This window comes from Patulibacter ginsengiterrae, from assembly GCF_056269115.1.
In genome coordinates, this window is record NZ_JBWDOG010000005.1 from 126,164 (window position 1) to 146,426 (window position 20,263).

Here is a 20,263-nt window from a genome sequence, read left to right on the forward strand (position 1 = left end):
CGTTCTCGGCGTCCTGCGCTGAGCGCGCCAGGTCACCCCGTTCGGCGACGCCGACGCCGCATCCTCAACCGCAGAGGGAGCTGCTCCGCAGCCAACCGCGGGCTCCCACGTCGCTGATCACGTAGGACCAGCGTCGCGAACGATCCGCGCGGACGATCGAGACCGGCTGGCGCGACGTCAGCTGCCCGCTCCACCCGCTGCCGGGCCTGGCGAACAGATAGAGGCGCCGGCGCTCGGCGGTTCCTCGCCGCACCGCGCAGGTCCGCGACGGCGTCTCCCCGGGACCCAGGCGCCGGGGCCGCACCGCCAACGAGCCGTTGGAGTCGGGACGTCGACAGAGGACGCCGACGGTCATTCGCGTGGCCTGCGGCAGGGACCGGCGATCGAACGTCAGGCGCATCCGGCGCCCATGACCGTCGTAGGTGCGGTAGTGGGCGCGCCAGGCCAGGGGCGAGGTTCGCGAGACCACGGGACCGTCGGCGACCGTGCCCGCCGGGCAGTCGAGCACCACGCTCCGGTGCGCGTCCGGCGCCAACCGCCCCGCCGGAAGCTCCACCTTCGCGGTGACCAGCGCCGTCCGCCGGGGCAGCGCCACGCCGCGGACGATGCGGTCGCCCCGGTAGGTGCGCTCGCCGAGCAGGGTCATCGGTGCGGCATCGCCGGGGCCGCGGACCTCGGTCGCCAGGACCACCAGCCCGCCCGTCGTCGTCACCAGCGCGACCGTGCCGACCACCGCGGTGAGCTTGACCCCGACAGCGGCCGGGCCCGCGACGCCGATGCCCCCGGCAAGCGGCAGCCAGGGAGGCGTCAGCGCCCGCAGGCGCCGGTCGACGCGGCGCAGCGCCCGGCGATAGCCCCGGCAGTCCGGGCATTCCCTGAGATGCAGTCGAGCGTCCTCCGACGGACGGACGCCTCGATCGGCGGCCCGGTCGAGCAGGGGCCGGATCGCCTCGCAGCGAGCGTCCCTCGCCCGCTCCGCCCGCGCGAGGTTCTGCCGCCCGCGGTGGATCGCCATCCGTACCGCTCCCGGCGACAGCGCGAGCTCGTCGGCGACCTCCGCCACCGGCCGGCCGTCGACGACGCAGCCGAGCAGCGCGCCGCGCTGACGGTCCGGGAGGCCCGCGAGGTCCTCCGTGATCCGCCTCAGGCGCTCCCGCCGCAGGACGGTCGTCTCGGTGTCGCCGCTCTCGGCGGCGCGCTCGCTGCCGTCCAGCACATCGGACCGGTGCCGTTGGTGGACGCGGATCGTGTCGATCGCGAGGTTCCTCGCCACGTGGCACAGCCACGCATCCAGGCGCCCGATCGCGCGGCCGCTCCGGAGCTGCGCGTGGGCGCGCACCAGCGTCTCCTGGACCACGTCGTCGACGTCGACGGTCCCTGGTCGCGCGAGCGACCGGACGTACCGCTGCAGTCGTGGCCGGTGGTGGCGATCAAGCCGCTCCCACGCGTCCTGATCTCCGTCGGCGGCACGGGCGACGAGCTTGGAGTGGACGTATGGCGCCACGTTCGTACGCTAGCGCGCAGCACGCAGGGGGATGGAGGGGAACAGCCGCATGATGACCCGCTTCTCTGGGGAGTGGTTCTGAGGAGACGGCACCACGGACGGAACGTCACGCCCCTTCGTCGCAACTGCCGGAAGATTCTCTCGAGAACGTGCGTGACGCCTCCGCGCCGGGAGCGTCTTCCCCGCAAGCCCGCTCGATCGCGGGACCTTCATCAAGGAGCACGTGCATGTCCCGTTCGAACCGCATCCTGGCCAGCTTGGCCGGCCTGTTGGCCGCGACGACCGTTCCCGTCGTGGCCGACGCCGCCGGCACCGCGCACCGCCTCGGCGGATCCCCGCAGATGTTCCTCACCGACAGCCACCACGCGACGATCAAGTTCGCCAGCAGCCGCCTGCCGTCGAAGCCGGGCGGCGGCTATCGCGCGACGATCCGCTTCGACGAGGGCACCGACGCCCGCGTCACCAGGATCACGGCGACCGGACGCCACGGGGCGGATGTCGTCTACTCGGCGAAGGTCGCCGCGCGGGATGCGCTGAGGGCCGGCGCGAAGTACCGGGTCACGTTCACCCTCGCCGGCGGCACGCCCCAGCGGGTCTTCGTGAAGGCGTACGACCGCTAGGGGCGAAGGTCTGCGGCCATCTTGCGTTAGGCGGGAGCAAATGACCACCTTCTTCCGTTGGGGGGAGCAGACGACCACCTTCTGCGCCCGCGACGTCGCGCCGAGGGCGGCGAAACGCCCCGTCAGGACGGGCTTGGCGGTGCGAAACTCCCGCCTGGACGGGCTTGGTGGTGCGAAACTCCCGCCTAGCGGGCCGGGTGGTCCGAAACTCCTGCCTAGCGGGTCGGGGTGGTCCGAAACTCCCCCCTAGGCGGGCGAGGACGGCCAGTCGATCTCGCGCGCGCAGCGAGTCCCGAAGCGCCGCGCGGCAACGTCGTTCGCCGCGGCGGCGAGGGCCCCCCTGATGCCGCATGGTTGCTGGGGATGGGACCAAATCCCTGGGGTCGGCGATCCTGGGTCCCGGGCGGCCAGGTCGAGCGGCGAGACGGGCCATCGACCGTGGTTCGGAGGGGCAAAACGGGCCACGGGGTCCACCTGGTGTGGCGGAGCGGTCCTCGGTGGCCCGCTTTCGGCGTCAGATCCCGGGGCCGTGCGTTCTCGATCTTGCGCCTTGGGACTCCATGCCCGGGGTCGAAGCGGCCTCGTGGATGGCGGTCACGAGCTGCTCGGTCGGTGCCGTGATGGGCATGTTCACGGGACTCCGGAACAGCCCCTTGGCCACGGAGGCGCGGCACGACCTGGCCGAGGAGGTCGATCGCGTCTTCGCCTTCCTGCGGACCGGACTCGGGACGTTGCGGGCCACCGCACGCTGACACCCCCGGGTGGGGCCCCGCCGAAAGGCTGGGGTGGTGTTCGGGGTGGGGCCCCCTGGTGGGGGGCGACGGTCGCTCGCAGGATGGGCGCATGACCACGAACCACCGTCTCCCTCGCCGCCTCGGTGCGGCCCTCGCGGCCTCCGGGGCCGCGCTCCTCCTGGCCGCAGGCGCGGCCTCGGCGGACTCGATCGCGTACGTCAAGGGGGGCAACGTCTGGTTGACGACCCCCGACGGCGCCCGTCAGTACCAAGTGACCTTCGACGGCGGGTACTCGACCGTCTCGCAGGCCGACAGCGGTCGGATCGTGGCGCTCCGCGGCGACCGCATCACGACGCTGAACCCCGACGGGTCGGTCGTCAACGTGGACGGCAGCACCCGCTACGACATCCTCACGCCCCACTCGTACACGATGCCCGGGACGCAGTTCCGGGGGCCGTTCGATCCGGCGATCTCGCCCGACGGCATGAAGATCGCCTACAGCTGGTACTACACCCAGTTCGGCGAGACCCCGAACTGCAACCCCTCCACCGGGTGCCAGACGGTCTACGGCCGTCAGGGCACCAACTACATCTCGCCGAACGGGAAGAGCCCGTTCGACAAGCCGGGCTGGAGCGAGCGGACCGGGTGGGTCGGCCCCTCCTGGAACGAGGACGGCGAGACGCTGCTCTCCGACCCGATCCAGGTCGGCAACGAGGACGCGGTCGTCCACACCCCGGGCGACGAGTCCGGTGGCGTCCCGGGGGCGCTCTCCCGCTGGTTCTTCGACCCGTCCGCCGCCGGTGGGCTGAGCGACGGCGAGATGTCGCGCGACCGGACCAAGCTCGTCTTCGTCACCGGCCAGCAGCACGAGACGCTCTACCTCTACCGCGCGATGGGTGGCTACCCCCACGTCCCGATGAACTGCTACCGGCTGACGGACGGCTCGGGGCGGATCAGCTCGCCGTCCTGGTCGCCGGACGGGACGACGCTGGCCTACGCCGACGCGACCGGCGTCAACGTCCTGCCGCTGCCGTCGTTCGCGAACGACTGCGGGACGCCGACGGCGGAGCACACGCGGCGGCTGCTGATCCCGGGGGCGAGCAACCCGGACTGGGGCCCGGCGGACGTCCCCCCGGCCCGGCCGATCGACACCGGTGGCGACACGGGTGGCGGTGGCGGCGGCGACACGGGCGGCGGCGCCGGTCGTCCGGGCGACGGTGCCGGCAAGCCGGGTGGGCCGGGTGGGGGCCTCGCGCCCAAGCCGGGCACGGTGACGACGCCGCGCGGCGCGGCGATCACGATCCGCAAGCGGGTCCGGCTCGGCGCGGCGCTCGCGAAGGGCCTGCCCGTCGAGCTCTCCGGCGTGAAGCGTGGCGCGGTCAAGGTCACCGCCACGACGGGTGGCAAGACCGTCGCGTCCGCTCGCGCGAAGGTCCCGGCGTCCGGCCGGGTCAGCGTGAAGCTGACCTTCACCGCGAAGGCGAGGAAGGCGCTCAAGCGCAAGCGCTCCGTGAAGCTCGCGCTGCGCGCCGGGGCGGCCCGCGGCACGCTGACCCTGAGGCGCTGACGGCGGGCGGATCGGCACCCCGAGGACGCTCGGCCGTGCCGTGGCCGAGCGACTCCGTCCGCCGGTGAGGCCGCCGGCCGCACGCCGTCCGTCACGAGTGGCGTGCGCCGTCGTGCGCCGTAGAATTCCACGCCGTGACGGAGACCTCGCTGCTCGATCGCGACCGCGAGACCGCGGTGCTCCGCTGTGCGGTCGAGCAGGCGGCCTCCGGGCGCGGACGGGTGGTCCTGCTGGAGGGGCCGGCCGGGATCGGCAAGACCGCGTTGCTCGATGCCGTCGACCCGCTGGCCGGCGAGCACGACGCGCTCGTCCTCGGCGCGCGGGCCTCGGAACTGGACCGTGGCTTCGCGTTCGGGGTCGTGCTGCAACTGCTGGAGCCGGCCCTCGACGGCCTCGATCTGGCCGCACGCGAGCGGGCGTTCGCGGGAGCGGCCACCCGGGCCGCCGGGCTCTTCTCGGCCGACACGAGCGAGACCGGCGGGGACCCGGAGTACGGGGTGCTGAGCGGCTTGTTCTGGCTCGTCGCGAACCTCGCGGAGGAGCGTCCGGTCGTCCTGCGCGTCGACGACCTGCACTGGGCGGACGTCGCGTCGGTCCGGTTCCTCGAGTTCCTGAGCCGCCGGATCGACGACCTCGCGGTGCTCGTGGTGGGCAGCCTGCGACCGAACGAGCCCGGTGCGCCCGCCGCGGTCCTCGCCGAGCTCGCGGCCGGCCCGGCGGCGGAGACCCTCTGCCCCGCGCTGCTGGGCGACGACGCGGTCGGCGCGATCCTCGCCCGCGAGCTCGGGGAGCAGGTGGCTCCGCCGTTCGTGGCCGCGGCCCGTTCGGCGACCGGCGGCAACCCGCTGCTCGTCACCGTCCTCGCGCGCGAGTCGGCGGCGAACGGGCTGCACGGCCTCGAGTCGGAGAGCGGCCGGCTGGACGAGATCGGCGGTCGCGGGGTGGCGCGGGTCGTCGAGCGCCGGCTCCGCGCGCTCGGTCCCGACGTGGAGCAGGTCGCCCGCGCCGCCGCCGTCGGCGGGGAGCGGATCCCGACCGAGGATGTCGTCGCGTTGTCCGGACTCGCCCCGGCCGCCGCACGCTCGGCGGTCGACGCCCTGGTCACGGCAGCGGTCCTGGCCCCCGGCGGGCGGGCGTTCGTCCACCCGCTGGTTCGCGCGGCGGTCGTCGCCGCGTCGCCGCGCGGCGAGCTGATGCGGCTCCACCGGACGTGCGCCATGCGGCTGCGCGAGCGGGGGGCCAGGCCGACCGAGGTCGCGTCCCACTGGTTGGCGGCGGAGCCGTCGGGGGACCCGGACGCGGTTGCGGACCTCCGTCATGCGGCACGGATCGCGGCGGCCGAGGGGGCGACCGAGACCGCGGTCGAGCTGCTGGCCCGCGCCCTCGAGGAGCCTCCACCGGCCCCCGACCGGCCGCGGGTGCTGCTGGAGCTCGGCGAGCTGGAGATCCGCGCCCAGCGACCAGCGGGGGCCGAGCGCCTGCGCGAGGCGCTCGACGCGGGCCTGGAGGGCGAGCAGGCGGTCCGGGCGCGGGCGGCGCTGGCGTTCGTGCTGGTGCACACCGATCCGTCGGCGGCGTTCACCGCGGCCGAGCGGGCCCGGGCGGAGACGAACGACCCGGCGCTGCGGCTGCGGCTCGAGGCGTTCGTGATGGAGGCGCTGATCTTCGTCGACGCGTTCGCCGCCGAGCGGGACGAGCGGATGGCGGCCGGGTTCGCCGCCCCCGATCCGTCACCGGTGATGCTCGCCCACCTCGCCCTGCAGGCGTCCTCGGCCGGCCGTCCTCCGGCCGAGACCCTCGACCTGGCCCGTCGGGCGATGGCCGACGGCGCGCTGGTCGACGACGTCGGCCAGGGCGGATCGACCTGGAACCTGCTGACCCACGCGGTCCGCTTCGCGGAGGACGGCGAGGGCTGCCGCCAGCTGCTCGCAGACGGCGAAGCCGAGATCCGCCGGCAGGGGCTGCACGTCGCGAGCCTGTTCGTCAACCAGTCGTGGGGCTACTGGCACCGCGACTTCGGATCGGTCGCGACGGGCGCGGCCCGCGCGCAGCTGGGGCTGGACGCGGTCAGCGCGCTCGGGCTGGACGTCACGACCCCGGCGCTGGCGGCGATCACGGCCGAGAACCTGCTGCTGCTCGACCGGGCGGCCGACGCGGCTGCGATCGTCGACGTCCCGCTCGGAGCGGCCGAGGGAACGTTCATCGAGCCGTTCGTGCGGTCCGCCCGGGCGGCCGTTCGCGCCCACCTGCGGCGCGGGGCCGAGGCCGAGGACGACCTGCGGAGGACGATCGCGGCCGGCGACGCGCGCGGGTGGACCTCGCCGTTCGCGACCCGCGGCCGGCTGCGGCTGGCGGAGCTGCTCGCGGCGCGGGGGGACCACGACGAGGCGCTGGCGCTGATGGACCACGACGTGGCGGTCGCCCGAGCGGCCGGAACCCGCGGGGCTCTCGGGGCCGCCCTCCGCGTACGGGCCCGTGCGCTCACCGGCGACGACGCGATCGAGCTGCTGCGGGAGGCGGTGCGGACGTTGGAGGACAGCCCGATGCGGATGGAGCGGGCGTGGGCGCTGCACGACCTGGGAGCGGTGCTCCGGCGACGGGGCCTGCGGAGCGACGCGCGCGACGTGCTGCGGCCCGCGCTCGACCTGGCCGCTCGCGCGGAGTCGGCGCTGCTGACCGGGCTGGTCCGGAGGGAGCTCGAGGCGGCCGGCGCGCGACCACGGCGCGCGCTGCTGAGCGGGGCCGAGTCGCTGACCCCGAGCGAGCGGCGGGTCGCGGAGATGGCGGCCGAGGGCTTGACGAACCGGGAGATCTCCGAGTCGCTGTGGGTGACCCGGAAGACCGTCGAGCACCACCTCGGGCGGGTCTACGGCAAGCTCGGGATCAAGACCCGGACCGACCTCGCGGCGGCACTCCCGGTGCCAGCAGCTCAGAGCGAGTAGACCCTTGCCCGTACGGCTGCACCGCGTCGTCAGTCGGCGCTCAGGCCCACGAGACTTGCGGCCGTGTCCCGGGGGAGCTCCGCCCGTACCGCCCAGCCGCCGTCGCCGCTCGGTCCTGCCTCCAGCCGGCCACCGCGGGCCTCGGCCCGCTCGGCCATCCCCCGCAGGCCGAAGTGGGATCCGCGAGGGGCGGCAGACTGCGGTGCTCCCGCGTCGTTGAGGACCTGCAGCAGGACCCGGTCGGCGCGGACCTCGATCTCGAGCGTCGCGGCGGCGGCGCCCGCGTGCTTGCGGGCGTTGGTCAGGGCTTCTTGCGCGATCCGGACGACGGCGGTGCGGTGGTCCGGGACGAGCTCGTCGACGCACGGGTCGATATAGGCGAGGACCGGCTGGCCGGCGCCGCGCGCATCGTCGACGATCCGCTCGAGCGTCCGCGAGCAGGAGCGGGCTGGACCGGCGCCGGACGGGGAATCGAGCGCCATGTGGAGCGCCTCCAGCTCCGCCTGGGTCGTGCGGGTCGCGCCCTCGACGAGGTCGAGGGCATCCCGCGCGCGCTCCGGGTCGCGCGCCGCGAGCACGCCGACCACGCCGGACTGCACCACGATCAGCGACAGCCCGTGGCCGACGACGTCGTGCATCTCCCGGGCGACGTCCCGGCGTTCGCCGCGGATCGCCACCCGGCACAGGCGGTCGCGTTGGGTCCTCAGAACCGCGGCCCGTGCCCGCAGCGCAAGGGTCTCGCGAAGGTCGTTGCGGACGGCACGGCCGATCGCCCACGTGCCCAGCAGGACGGCGACCATGTACCCGTAGACGAGCGCGTCGAAGCGATACTGCTCCAGCACCCAGCAGGTCACCGTCGCGCCCATGGCGATCACGAGCGCGACGAGGGCGGAGCGTCGTGTGCGCGGCCAGGCCCCGGCGTTGTACGCCAGCGCCCCGCAGACGAAGACCTGGGAGATGGTCAACGACGAGAGCTCGTCGAGCAGGGCGCGGAGCACCAGGAAGGCGGCGACGGTGGCGACCGCGATCACCGGTGCACGCCGCCGGAACAGCAGACCGACCGGGGTCAGCACGGCCAACAGGTATCCGACCGCGGGCGCGACCGCGGACGCACCGACGGCGAGCGACCCGCCGTCCGTCGTGGGCAGCGTCACCGGCAGGGTCGGGAGCTGGATCCGGTCGGCGACGCCGAGGGCCGCGAGTCCGAGGACGGGGAACGCCAGGCCGGCGAGGTTCCGCAGCTCCGCGGATGAGGGTCGCCGGAGCCGGCGTCGGGTCGGCGCTGCCTCCGCCGGACGTTCGCCGGCCGGGCCGGTCAGCGTCTGGAGCAGGGCGCGGAGCTCGTCCGCGGCCCGGCCCGCCGCATCGGCCATCCGCCCCCCGAACGCGGTTGCCGACGACTCCGCGGTCCCGACCGTCCGGCGGGCCTCGACGACGAGCCCCCGGATCTCGTCGACAAGACCGTCGACGACCCGCACGAGGTCGTGGCTCAGGGCTCGCCGCTCGCCGTCGACCGCCACGCCGATCTCCGTGGCCGCCTGGGCGCAGAGCGTCTGGACCTCCCCCTCCAGCGCGTCGACCTCCCGCTGCCGGCTGCGAAGGGCCAGGCCGGGAAGGACCCCGGCGAAGGTCACGGCCGCGAGGTAGAGGTACTGCGCCTCGTGGATCTGCTCGACCTTTCCGAGGTCGAGGGCGGAGATCACCCACAACCCGGCGGGCACGGCCGCGGCCAGCAGCAGCGCAAAGGCCGAGCGGCCGGTCGACGCCGGAGCGTACGCGGCGACCCCGAAGAGTCCGAACGCGAGCGCGAGCTCGGGGGACATCGCGTCCTGCATCCGGTCGCCGAGCGCGTACTGCGCGAGATAGGCGACGGCGATCACGACGGCGACGGCGATCGGTGCCCGCCGCGAGAGCAACAGCGGCAGGCTGACGAGCAGCCCGAAGCCCAGTGCGACCCAGCGCGAGGCGGTCCCGTCGAGCAGCAGCGGCTCGCTGATCGCCCAGAGGACGACGGCAAGGGCGACCCGCGATTGGAGCAGCGGGGAGGGACGTGGGCTCGGGACGGTGTCCACCTCGGGCGCCACCCTACCCCGTGCCGTCATAGCGGGAGGGTCACGGTCAGGGTGTCGACGCCGTCGTGCTCCAGTCGGCCGCCGTGCAGGCGGACTCGGTCGTGGGCGTCGTCCAGGGCGTCGATGCGGGGCAGCGACATTCGCAGGACCAGCGCGCACGTCCCGGCCTCGACGTCGATCAGCGATGCCGGCCCGCCGGGGGCCGCGTCGTTCAGCGCCGCCTCGACGATCCGGTGGACGCTGACGGCGACGCTCGGCGGGACGGTGGACACGTCGCCGGTGAGCGCGACTTCGACCGGGACGCCGCGCTCACGGGCGACGGTGGCGAGCTGCTCGAGGTCGCGGAGGCCCGGCTGCGGGGCGTACAAGGCCGGCCCGTCGTACAACAGGGCCTGCATCCGTCGGAGGTCCGCCATCGCCTCGCTCGCGATCATCCGGACGGCGCGGACCGACTCCCGCGCCGGTCCGGCGGCGCCCTCCAACTGCCGTTCCGCCGCGCCGGCGCAGACCGCCAGCGCGGTGACCGCATGGGCCACGATGTCGTTCAGCTCGCCGGCGATCCGGGCGCGGCGGGCGTTCAGAGCGCCGGGATCGGGGTGCGCCGCCACGAGCGCCGCGGCCGGTTCCGGCGGTGGGATCGTGGACATGATCGGACGGTCGCACCTCGGAAGGCGCGCGTCATCAGCCGAAAGTCGTAGGAGTCGGCGCGGCGTTGCCCCTACGATCACGCTGTGCCAGCCGCGATTCCGTCGAAGCCCTACCGCCGATGACGAAGGTCGTGGTCGCCGACGACCAGGCGCTGCTGCGCGCCGGCCTGTGCGCGCTGATCGAGGCCGACGGCGACCTACGGGTGGTCGGGGAGGCCGGCGACGGGGTCGAGGCGGTCGACGTCGTCCTGGCGACGCACCCCGACGTCGTGCTGATGGACATCCGGATGCCCCGCCTCGATGGGATCGCCGCGACCCGCCGGTTGCTGGCCGCCGGATCGCGCGCACGGGTGCTGGTGCTGACGACGTTCGACGCCGACGAGTACGTGGTCGAGGCGCTGCGCAGCGGGGCCGCGGGATTCCTGCTGAAGGACGGACCGCCCGACCGCCTGCCCGCCGCCATCCGGACAGTCGCGGCCGGCGAGTCGCTGCTCGCGCCGGCGATCACCCGCAGATTGATCGAGGAGTACGTCGGCACCGCTCCCCAGGTGGCCCTCCGTGGGCAGCTCGGCGAGCTGACGGAACGCGAGCTCCACGTCCTCCAGGAACTCGCTGCGGGCAAGTCGAACGCGGAGATCGGCGGCGCGCTGTTCCTCTCCGAGGCGACCGTCAAGACCCACCTGACGCGGGTCCTGTCGAAGCTCGACCTGAAGAGCCGGGTGCAGGCCGTGGTCTTCGCCTACGAGAGCGGGCTCGTGCAGCCCGGGCGCCGGGACTGACGTCGCGCCGAAGGTCGCAGGCGGCCGAGACGTCCGACCGATCCGGGGGCCGAAGGGCGTTCGTACGGTCGGTGCATGGTCTTCTTCCGATCTCGTTCCTGCTCTTCCTCGCCTCCGTCGCGACGCCGCCTGTTGGCGCTCGCTGCGACGGTCGCTGCGACCGTCGGTGCGGTGGGGATCCCGGCCGTCGCCTCCGCCGGCACCGTGACCACCGAGGGTGGCGTGCTCGTCTTTCGCGCGGCTCCGGGTGAGGTCAACGACCTCTACATGAACGACGAGGGCGGCGAGATCGTCTTCGACGACAGCGTCGCGATGACGCCCGCGGACGGCTCGTGCGGGCACAACGAGTTCGACCCGGTCGGGCGCCTGCGGTGCGTGCCCCAACCGCAGGGCGTCCGCGCCGAGCTCGGCGACGGGGCCGATGTCGCTCGGCTCGGGGACGGCTGGACGCTCGGCACGCCGATCGTGATCGACGGCGGTCCGGGCGACGACACGCTCGACGGCTACCAGGGTCCGGAGACCATGCACGGTGGCGACGGCAACGACGTCATCGAGGGCAACCGCGGCAACGATCGCCTGTTCGGTGACGCCGGCAACGACACGCTAGACGGCGGCGACGACGCCGACGAGGTTCGTGGTGGAGAGGGCGACGACACCGTCGGCGGGGGTGGCACGGCGAGCTTCGCCGACATCATCGACGGCGGTCCGGGGCGCGACACGCTCAGTCAGTACGAGTACTCGGGCGGTTCCGGCGGTGCGGCGGACGTGGCCGCGCGCATCACCATCGGTGGTGGTGCCGACGACGGCCGTCCCGGCGAGAACGACGACGTCACCGGCATCGAGGTGGCGAAGCTGCTCGTCGCGGCCGACATCACCGCCGCCGGCGGGCCGGTCGAGTTCTCCGTCTTCCGGACCAAGCCCCTGTCGTCGCGCCTGCTCGGCAGCCCGCAGGCCGACACGCTGACCGGCTTCGACTACGACGACGTGATCGAGGCCGGGGCCGGTGACGACACGATCGTCGGCGGCTACGGCAACGACACGATCAACCCCGGTCCCGGGCGCGACAGCGTGAACGCCGACACCGCCACCGCGTGCAACTTCTTCGAGTGCCGCCCGCCGTACGGCAACGACACGATCGATGCCCGTGACGGCGAGGTCGACTCAATCACCTGCGGCGTCGGGCAGGACCGCGTGCTCGCCGATTCCGTCGACGTCGTCGCGCCCGACTGCGAGACGGTCGAGCGGACGCCGACGAGCGGCGGCTCCAACGACAAGGGCGGGAAGGGTGACAAGGGCGGCAACAGCGGGAAGACGCCGAAGAAGCTCGGCGTGACGGTGCCGAAGAAGCTCGCGGCGAAGGCGATCCGCGAAGGGACGCGCCTCGCCATCACGACGCCGAAGGCCGGAAGGCTCACGTTGTCGCTGGTGCGAGGGACAGGCAAGGGCGCCCGTACGGTCGCGTCGGGCTCCGCGAAGGCCAAGGCCGCCGGGACCGTGAAGGTCCGTCTGAAGGCGTCGAAGGCTCAGCGTTCACGGGTCAAGCGCGGGACGTTCCGGCTGGTCGTGAAGCTCCGCCCGGCGTCGGGGAAGACCTCGACCCTGACCCGCACAGTCAAGGTCCGCTGATGCGCCGGTTCATGACGACCGCCGTCCGCCCGCGGTACGACCCGTCGTCGACGATCTCCTGCTCGATCGTGACCTCGGGCCGCCTGACGCTGACCCGCGTGTCTCGCGAGGAGGAGGTCGATCGCGTCTTCGCCTTCCTGCGGATCGGGCTCGGGTCGTCGTGGGCCACGGCGGATCGATGACCGACACGACCATGCGGGTGCGTTCGTACGTCGAGGGCGATGCCGCAGCAACGCTCGCCGTCTTCGGCCGGGCGATACGGACCACGGCCGCCGAGGACTACGCGCCCCACCAGATCGCGGCGTGGTCGACGGTCGATCCGGTGGCCTGGGGTACGGCGCGCGCCGCGCGGTCGACCGTGGTCGCGGAGCTCGAGGGCGAGGTCGTCGGCTTCGCCGACGTCGATGCCCAGGGCTACATCGACATGCTCTACGTCGATCCGTGCGTCGCACGTCGCGGGGTGGCCACCGGGTTGCTGGAGGAGGCGCGGCGCCGCGCCGAGGCGCTCGGGGCCTGTGAGCTGCGCGCCTACGCGAGCATCACCGCCCGACCGTTCTTCGAGCACCACGGGTTCGTGGTCCGGCGAGAGCGCCGGCCGCAGCGGCGGGGCGTGACGTTCGTCAACTTCGAGATGGTCCGGGCGTTGACGCCACGGTCCTGACGTCCTGCACGACAGGGAGCGGGGCCGCCGCTACTGCGGGTAGCGTTGTCTCGCGACGACGACGGAAGGTGGCAGCATGGACGCGCAACCAGCAGCGGGAATGGTAGGGCTCGAGGGCGCGCCTGCCCCCGCAGCAGCTGCCGAGCAGGGGCCGGAGGCGACGACGATCTACGCGCTCGCCGGGGGCGCGGCACTGGTCGCGATCCTCGTGATCGGCTACGCGATCGTCGCGATCATGCCCGACGGGACGTCCGCGGCCAACAGCGCCGCGTTCTACCGCGACCACCAGGCGCTGATCAAGCTCGCCGCGTTCGGTGCGGCGCTCGGCGCCGTCGGGGTGATCTGGCAGTCCGGGGCGATCGCGGCCCGTCTGTGGTCGGCCGACCGCAGCCCCCGGCACGTCCTCAGCTGGATCGCGCTCGCCAGCGACCTCGTCCTGTTCGCGGTCTTCTTCCTCGAGGTCGGCCTGTTCGCGGCGACCGCGCTGCTCGTCGACCACGTCAGTGACGAGATCATCCACGCGCTGCACGTGTCGGCGTTCACGTCGGCCTACATCATGGGCGCGATCTGGATCCCGTACTTCGTGTGCGTCGCGCTGATCGGTCGTCGGTCCGGCATCATGCCGCGCTGGCTGACCCGGCTGGCCCTCGCCACCTGCGTCACCAACTCGTTCGCGATCGGCGCGATGTTCAGCCTCTCCGGACCGTTCAACGGCCAGAACGGGATCGTCGCGCTCGGCGGCGCGACCTTCCTGCCGATCGCGTGGCTGTCCCTGTCGGCCGCGTGGCTCGTGGTGCAGGGGCGGGCCGAGAGCAGGACCCAGGCGGAGGCCGTCGCCGGCTAGCGGTCGACGCGCCGGGGCCGCGAGCGTCAGCCCAGCCCGTCGGGCAACGGACGGGGAACGATCGCCCGCCGGGTCCTGGCCTAGACCCGCACGTCGAGCGAGCCGAGGATCCGGCGCAGCTGCTCGCGCGGCTTGGGCGGCAGGCCGCGGAGCGGAGGCGGCAGGCTGGGGTCGGGAGCGAGGTCGAGCAGCTCGGCGGCGGTGTAGGTCACGCGCAGGCTGCCCCAGACCCGCATCAGCCGCCAGAGCGGGCGCAGCTCCTCGGAGGCACGGAGCGCACCGTGCGCGTCGCCGGCGAGCGCGGCCCGGACGATCCGCCCCGCGTGGTCGGGGAGCAGGCCGCCGATCACGCTGAAGTAGCCGTCGGCCCCGGCGTTGAGTCCGGCGGCGGCGAGCTCGTCGCCGCTGACGCCGAGGGCGACGCGGGCCGGCAGGACGGCGCGGATCGCGGCGATCCGCGCGACGGCCTCCTCGGGCTGGGGACCGGGGATCTTCACGGCACCGACCCCGGGCAGCGCGGCGACCCGCCCGTAGAGCTCGTCGCCGAAGGTGAACCGGGTCGTGCCCGGGTTGTCGTAGACGCAGAGCGGAACCGACAGCTCGGGGGCGACGGTCGCGTAGAGCTCGTAGACCTCTTCCACGGTGAGCTTCTGGTACGAGACGGGCGCGAGCAGGACAGCGGCGGCGCCGGCCTCCTGCGCGTCGTCGGCGTGGCTGAGGACGGCTTCGGTGCGAAGGGCGCCGATCCCGATCATGACCGGCACCTCGCCTGCCTCCTCGACGGCGATCGCCGCCGTCCGCCGGCGCTCCTCACCGGTGAGGTACGGGTAGAGCCCGGTGCTGCCGAGCGCTCCGATCGAGTCGACGCCGGCGTCGGCGAGCCGTCGGACGAGCCGCCGGTAGGCGTCCTCGTCGACCCCCGCGGCGGTGATCGGCGTGATCGGGAAGGCGCTCAGGCCGCGGAACATCGGCGGGATCTCGGCGGTCGGTCGGGCCCGCTCTCCGATGGGCATGGGTCGAACGCTAGAGGTTGTCCCCGGGGCAAGGTCAAGCGGGGCGAGGAGACGACCGCCGGGCGCGTGCTGCGGCGGGTGGAGCATCCACGGCGCACAAGCGGCGCTCTCGGGCTGGTTCGGCACCGCCTGAGGACGACCGTCGGCGACGGCTCGTGCCGCCGCGCCGAGCTGCCCCGCTCAGGCCGGGGGACGCAGGCCGTCGAAGGCGGTCTGGAGGATCGGCTCGATGTGTTGGGCGTCGCCGTTGATCCCGGCGAGCGCGATCACCATGTCGAGGATCTGCTCGAGCGTGAGGTCGTCGCGGATCTCGTGCGCGCGCTGGGCGGCATCGAGCAGCGATCGGCCGGCGGCCAGCACGCGCGTCCGGCCGTCGTTGAACACGGGATCGCTGGCGTCCACGTGCGTGAGCAGCTCGGAGGCGACCTGGCGCTTGTTGGTCGAGAACGCGACGAAGCGGTGCAGCCAGGCCATCAGCGCGGCCCCGGGGGAGTCGCCGTCGACGCTCCCGGCGGCCGCGCAGATCGCGTCGACCTCGTCGGTGTAGACGGCTTCCAGGAGCTCCCGGCGGCCGGGGAAGTTGCGGTAGAGCGTGGCCATGCCGACGCCGGCGCGCCGTGAGATCTCGGCCATCGACACCTGCGCGTCGGGGCCGGCGAAGGCGGTACGGGCGACCTCGAGGATCTTCTCGCGGTTGCGCTCGGCGTCGGCGCGCCGTCTGGGGCTCGGTGGCTGGTCTGCGGGCATCGGTCTCCTATCTGGACACGCTATCCGAAAGGCGCAGGGGTGGCCGTCATCGACGGCATCGAGGCCGAGCCGTTCGATCTCGAGCGTTCCACACACCCAGGGTACGTCATTGGGTGTACAGGGTTCATGATAGGGGAGGGATATTGGCTTACAGGGTCCCCCACACTTTGTTGGGTTCGGCCGCGTGCCTGCTAGGTTGACGATCCCCATCCTTCAGGAGTTTCACACGTGTTTACAGACGGTAGGTCTGCTCCACTTCGACGAGCGACGGAGGCGCCCTCGGGTGCCTCGATACAGCGTCTGCGCTGGGTCGCCCTCCTCGTCCTGCTGGGCTCGCTCGCCTGGTTCGCGGTGGCGCCGTCACCGTCGCAGGCCGGCACCTGGAACATCTACCCGACGATGACGAACCTCACGGGCTCGACGGCCGACACGTGTACGCCGGGCTCCGGCAATCTGGGCTGCATCGACCTGTTGTCCGCCGGCCTCGTCGACGGCGACTGGACGTCGTCGCCCGCCGGCGGGCTGCAGAAGTTCTCGTCCCGGCCCGGGGCCAACACCAACTCGCCGAGCTTCGACGCACCGCACCTCGCGGAGGGTGCGGACGGCTACTTCGCCTACGCGATGCCGGACGGCAGCGAGTTCAGCCTCGTCGCCGAAGACGACCAAGGCGTCACGGACCTGACGAACGAGGCGTACGCCGGCTGCGGTGCGAAGTCGGGGCAGGGGCCGAGCGCCTTCACCTGCCTCGCCGCCTACCCGGCCGGCACGAACGGGGATCCGTCGAGCTCGGACTTCAAGCCCTCGTTCACGTTCTACTCGAACGCTGGGGTGGCGCCGCCGTACACGGCGGCCGGCCAGGTCTGCAGCACGACGACGGGGAGCGCCCTGTGCGGGGCGGGGATGCAGTGCGCCCCGGTCAACCCCAACGTGACCGGCGGGATCAGCTGCAGTGATCAAGCAGCTGCGCCCGGCACCGGTCAGTGGAGCCCGACGGACCCGAACAACCCGATGTGGCTGAACTTCGTCAACACCGGCGACAGCCCGGTGATGATGGCCAACCTCAACACCATCCCCGAGACCGAGGCCCACGGATCCGGTCCGAACAACACCCTGGCCTGCACCATGCAGAACAAGGGCGAGAGCTGCGCCTTCATGACCAGCGGTGGCTGCTCGCAGTGGAAGCCGCCGCATTGCGGTTCGGATGCGATCACGATGACCACCCTGAACAACTGGTCGACCGGGTCGGTGATGGTCATGCAGCAGGCCTCGGTCACGAAGGGCATGGCCGACGACCTGTCGGGGCAGCTCAACACCGAGCTCGAGAACATCATCTGGAACGCGTTCTCGGGCGTGCACCAGCCGAGCGCACCCTCGAGCGAAGCAGCCACCGTGACGAAGCCGCGGATCACGAAGCTGCGGGCGTCGACCGCAGCAGGTGGCGCGGGAGCCCGGGCGGCGGCGAAGGGCAAGCCGGCGAAGGCGAAGCCGGCGGTGCAGGTCTCCTACCGCAACACGGGGACGGCGCGGTCGGTGTTGACCGTCGCCCGTGAGCGGCCGGGCGTTCGTCGGGGCGGGCGCTGCGTGGCGCCGACGCGGAAGACGGGCACGAGCGGCAAGCGCTGCACGCGTTGGGTCGACCTGCCGGGCGTCGGCACGAAGACGTCGACCCACACCGTCTGGACGCCGCGCGGCAACCGGCCCTGTCCTGCGACCGCCAAGCGCGGGCCGAAGAACGGGGGCCGCTGCCAGCAGCGGAACGCGCTCCAGGGCCATCAGCAGAACCGCGATCACGCCGGGACGAACCGGGTCGCCATCGCCAGGGTCGGGGGCAAGCGGCTGACCGCGGGGCGCTACCGCGTGACCGTGGCCTCGCTGGCGGGTACCGCCACGGGCGGGCCGGCGTCGACGACCTTCCGGATCCGGAGCGGCTCGTGACGCGCGGAGCGCGGCGGCGCACGCCCGTGAACGTGCTGAGGACCGCAGTGCTGGCCGCGGCGCTGCTGGGCCTGAGCGCTCCGGCGGCCCACGCCAAGACGAGCTGGTCCGTCTCCGGGACGGTGGTCAACAACGCCGGATCGACGCTGAACAACTGTGGCGTCACCATCAGCAGCGGCGTCGGTTGCATCTTCGCCTACCACTGGATGGGTGACGGGGACGTCGACGACCCCACGATCCCGACGTCGCCGATCCCCGCGGGCGCCACCGGCAGCTTCGGCTTCACGTCGCCGAGCCTCGTCGAGGGCGGGGACATGTACATCGACTACACGCTGCCGACCGGCACCGGGTACGAGGTGGTCGCCGAGGACGACGACCACGTCAGCGGCTACCAGGGCGCGGGCAACTACATCGGCTGCTCGCAGTCCTCGCCGCAGAACGACCTCACGGCCGTCTGCACCGCGCAGTGGGGCGGGACCTACGAGAAGATGACGCCGAAGATCACCTTCGGGCCTTCGGCGCAGGCGCCGCTGCCGTCGGTCGGTCAGCGCTGCTCGGGGACGATGGGCGGCGCGTCCCCGGTCGTGATCGACTGCGTCGCGACCGGGCAGGTCGGTCCGCCCGATCCGAGCAACAAGATGATGATCACCGTCCGGACGCTGACGCAGGGGGCGATGTACGTCCAGCAGGCGGGCGGCGGGCAGAGCTGCCGACTCGGCGGCCCGAACTACCCGGGCTCGTGCACCATGTTCGCCAATCCCGGCAACGCGCTCCAGATCGGGACGCTCGAGAACGGGACCGCGGGCGACTTCGGCGTCGAGATCATGGCCACGGCGTCCGGCTACAGCCTCCCCGTCGGGCTCATGCCCGATCCCAACCAGGGTGGGGGGGAAGCCCTCGAGGTCCGCGGGCTGCGCGTCAGCCCGACGGCGGTCCGCCCGGCCCGCTCGGGAGCCTCGGTCGTCAAGGCCGGCGCCGCGAAGGGCGGCGGCACCAAGATCCGGTATCGCAGCACCCATGACGCGACGACCGTCTTCTCGCTCGCTCGTGCGGCCACCGGCGTCCGTCGTGGCAGCTCCTGCGTGCGCGTGAAGGGCGCCGCCAGCGGCGGTCGCAGCTGCACCGTCTGGGCGACCCTGCCCCACCAGGACGTGCGGTCGGGCGTCGTCGGCTCCGGCGTCAAGCAGGCCGGGCGCTGCCGGCTCGCGCCGTCCGGGAAGCCGAGCGGTGCGCCGTGCCCGTACCGCAGCCGGCTGCGCGGGCACTTCCTGCACCACGCCAAGGCGGGGAGCAACAGCGTGACGTTCACGGGCCGGCTGGCCGGACGTCGTCTGGCGGCCGGGCGCTACCGGCTCACCGCCCAGTCCCGCTACCGACGCAGCGATCGGGTCAGCAAGCCGGTCAGCGCGGGCTTCACGATCGCGCCCTGAGGCCGACGGGGGTCCGTGGCGCCCGGACTCGTCCGGGCGCCGACGCGCTCCTCAGCACGCTGCCGGTGCTCAGCCGATGTCGCGCGTCAGCGCGGCTCGCGGTGCATGGTCCAGACGGTCGGCCCTCCGTCGGGGATCGGGGTCTGGGCGATCGTGCGGAACCCGAGCCGCTCGTAGAGTCGGACGTTGCGGGGGTCGGAGGTCTCCAGCCCGCACGCCTGCCGTCGGGCGTCGAGCTCGTCGAGTCCCGCACCGCAGACGGCCCGGCCCAGTCCCTGGCCCTGGTGCTCCGGCCGGACGCCGACGGTCGCCAGCGACCACGCGTCGGGGTCGGCGTGGCCGTCGGTCGACGCGCTGGCGGCCTCCAGGCGCGGCAGCCGGTCGCCGTGCAGCTGGACCACCCGTCCGAGGACGTCGTCGGGGAGCGCCGGAGCGTCGGGCGGCACGAATGCGGCCACCGCGTGCACCTGCTCGTCGACCCAGACCGTGCCGTGCGGCAGGGCCAGCTGCTCCAGGTAGATCGCCTGGAGCGCCTCGACCCGTTCGGCGTGCTCGTCGGCCGGGACCGTCCAGCGGGTCCAGGGATAGTCGGCGAAGGCCGCGCGGAGCACAGCGCTCGCTCGCGGCAGGTCGTCGGTCGTCGCTCGGCGTACGGCGGGAGGCACCCGGGTCGGGCTGCTCACGGTCTTCTCGAAGCGGACGTCGCCGTCGTCGAGCTCCGCGACCGGCTCCCAGCCCTGCCGGCGGTAGAACGTGCTCGCGCGGCTGGTCCCGTCGGTCTCCAGCCAGATCCGCTGGTGGGTCCGGGAGAGGAACGCCTCGGCCTCGCTCATGAGCAGTCGTCCGATCCCCTTGCCCTCCCATTCGGCCCGGACGAAGAGGGCGAAGACGCTGCCGTCGTCGGCGTGCGCGACCGCGAAGCCGACCGCGAGGCCGTCGACCTCCGCGATCCAGGTCTGCGACGTCGTCGACGTCGACATCTCTGCTCGGGCCGTCTCCGGGGTGATCCCGAGCTCGGCCATCTCGTCGCGCGAGAGGTGGTTCTCCCGCACGCTCGTGCGGATGTCGAAGACGACCTCGACGTCGTCGGCGGTTCCGATCCGGACCAGTGCTTCCATCGTGCGTCTCCCTCGCGGCAAGGC

Annotated in this window: 17 protein-coding genes; 11 read left to right on the plus strand and 6 right to left on the minus strand. The window is 73.2% G+C overall.

Annotated features, from left to right (window positions below):
- Positions 1–64: 64 nt before the first annotated feature.
- Positions 65–1,504 (minus strand): sigma-70 family RNA polymerase sigma factor, encoded by a 1,440-nt coding sequence (locus tag ACVUH9_RS09670; protein ID WP_475756300.1) that lies wholly within the window; start codon positions 1,502–1,504, stop codon positions 65–67.
- A 227-nt stretch (positions 1,505–1,731) separates the two neighbouring features.
- Here ACVUH9_RS09670 and ACVUH9_RS09675 point away from each other — a divergent pair, with 227 nt between their 5' ends.
- The 4 genes from ACVUH9_RS09675 to ACVUH9_RS09690 all read left to right on the plus strand — a co-directional run bounded on the left by ACVUH9_RS09675 (position 1,732) and on the right by ACVUH9_RS09690 (position 7,367).
- A complete protein-coding gene (locus ACVUH9_RS09675; protein WP_475756302.1) occupies positions 1,732–2,124 on the plus strand; it encodes a hypothetical protein in 393 nt (130 codons plus the stop codon).
- A gap of 560 nt (positions 2,125–2,684) precedes the next feature.
- Positions 2,685–2,876, plus strand: a complete 192-nt coding sequence (locus ACVUH9_RS09680) for a hypothetical protein (RefSeq protein WP_475756303.1) — start codon at positions 2,685–2,687, stop codon at positions 2,874–2,876.
- Positions 2,877–2,967: 91 nt separating this feature from the next.
- Positions 2,968–4,425: a hypothetical protein gene (locus ACVUH9_RS09685; protein ID WP_475756305.1), complete on the plus strand. Its 1,458-nt coding sequence runs from the start codon at positions 2,968–2,970 to the stop codon at positions 4,423–4,425.
- A 134-nt stretch (positions 4,426–4,559) separates the two neighbouring features.
- Positions 4,560–7,367, plus strand: a complete 2,808-nt coding sequence (locus ACVUH9_RS09690; RefSeq protein WP_475756306.1) for a helix-turn-helix transcriptional regulator — start codon at positions 4,560–4,562, stop codon at positions 7,365–7,367.
- A 29-nt stretch (positions 7,368–7,396) separates the two neighbouring features.
- Here ACVUH9_RS09690 and ACVUH9_RS09695 read toward each other — a convergent pair whose 3' ends face one another.
- Together ACVUH9_RS09695 and ACVUH9_RS09700 are read right to left on the minus strand one after the other, a co-directional pair.
- Positions 7,397–9,439: a sensor histidine kinase gene (locus ACVUH9_RS09695; protein WP_475756307.1), complete on the minus strand. Its 2,043-nt coding sequence runs from the start codon at positions 9,437–9,439 to the stop codon at positions 7,397–7,399.
- 26 nt (positions 9,440–9,465) lie between these two features.
- A complete protein-coding gene (locus ACVUH9_RS09700) occupies positions 9,466–10,086 on the minus strand; it encodes a sensor histidine kinase (RefSeq protein WP_475756309.1) in 621 nt (206 codons plus the stop codon).
- A gap of 119 nt (positions 10,087–10,205) precedes the next feature.
- Here ACVUH9_RS09700 and ACVUH9_RS09705 point away from each other — a divergent pair, with 119 nt between their 5' ends.
- From ACVUH9_RS09705 to ACVUH9_RS09725, 5 genes are all read left to right on the plus strand, one after another.
- Positions 10,206–10,865: a response regulator gene (locus tag ACVUH9_RS09705; protein WP_475756310.1), complete on the plus strand. Its 660-nt coding sequence runs from the start codon at positions 10,206–10,208 to the stop codon at positions 10,863–10,865.
- A 171-nt stretch (positions 10,866–11,036) separates the two neighbouring features.
- Entirely contained in the window at positions 11,037–12,491 is a 1,455-nt protein-coding gene (locus ACVUH9_RS09710) for a calcium-binding protein (protein WP_475756312.1), read from the plus strand.
- A gap of 11 nt (positions 12,492–12,502) precedes the next feature.
- Positions 12,503–12,673, plus strand: a complete 171-nt coding sequence (locus ACVUH9_RS09715) for a hypothetical protein (protein WP_475756313.1) — start codon at positions 12,503–12,505, stop codon at positions 12,671–12,673.
- Positions 12,670–13,152, plus strand: coding sequence for a GNAT family N-acetyltransferase (locus ACVUH9_RS09720; protein WP_475756315.1), 483 nt, complete (start codon positions 12,670–12,672; stop codon positions 13,150–13,152). The genes ACVUH9_RS09715 and ACVUH9_RS09720 overlap by 4 nt, the downstream gene beginning before the upstream one ends.
- Positions 13,153–13,252: 100 nt before the next feature.
- Positions 13,253–13,996, plus strand: a complete 744-nt coding sequence (locus ACVUH9_RS09725) for a hypothetical protein (RefSeq protein ID WP_475756316.1) — start codon at positions 13,253–13,255, stop codon at positions 13,994–13,996.
- Between the two features lie 80 nt (positions 13,997–14,076).
- On the opposite strand, the gene ACVUH9_RS09730 is transcribed toward ACVUH9_RS09725, so the two are convergent.
- Complete coding sequence (locus ACVUH9_RS09730; RefSeq protein WP_475756563.1) at positions 14,077–14,964, minus strand: dihydrodipicolinate synthase family protein; 888 nt, start codon at positions 14,962–14,964, stop codon at positions 14,077–14,079.
- A gap of 225 nt (positions 14,965–15,189) precedes the next feature.
- On the minus strand, positions 15,190–15,756 hold the full coding sequence (locus ACVUH9_RS09735) for a TetR/AcrR family transcriptional regulator (RefSeq protein ID WP_475756317.1): 567 nt from the start codon (positions 15,754–15,756) through the stop codon (positions 15,190–15,192).
- Positions 15,757–16,107: 351 nt separating this feature from the next.
- On the opposite strand from ACVUH9_RS09735, the gene ACVUH9_RS09740 reads away from it, so the two are divergent.
- Together ACVUH9_RS09740 and ACVUH9_RS09745 are read left to right on the plus strand one after the other, a co-directional pair.
- Complete coding sequence (locus ACVUH9_RS09740; protein WP_475756319.1) at positions 16,108–17,691, plus strand: hypothetical protein; 1,584 nt, start codon at positions 16,108–16,110, stop codon at positions 17,689–17,691.
- Positions 17,692–17,723: 32 nt separating this feature from the next.
- Positions 17,724–19,121 carry a hypothetical protein gene (locus ACVUH9_RS09745; RefSeq protein ID WP_475756321.1) on the plus strand — a complete coding sequence of 466 codons (1,398 nt, stop codon included), beginning with the start codon at positions 17,724–17,726 and terminating at the stop codon, positions 19,119–19,121.
- Between the two features lie 86 nt (positions 19,122–19,207).
- Here the strand turns inward: ACVUH9_RS09745 and ACVUH9_RS09750 are convergent, their stop codons facing one another.
- A complete protein-coding gene (locus ACVUH9_RS09750; RefSeq protein ID WP_475756323.1) occupies positions 19,208–20,239 on the minus strand; it encodes a GNAT family N-acetyltransferase in 1,032 nt (343 codons plus the stop codon).
- Positions 20,240–20,263 lie beyond the last annotated feature (24 nt).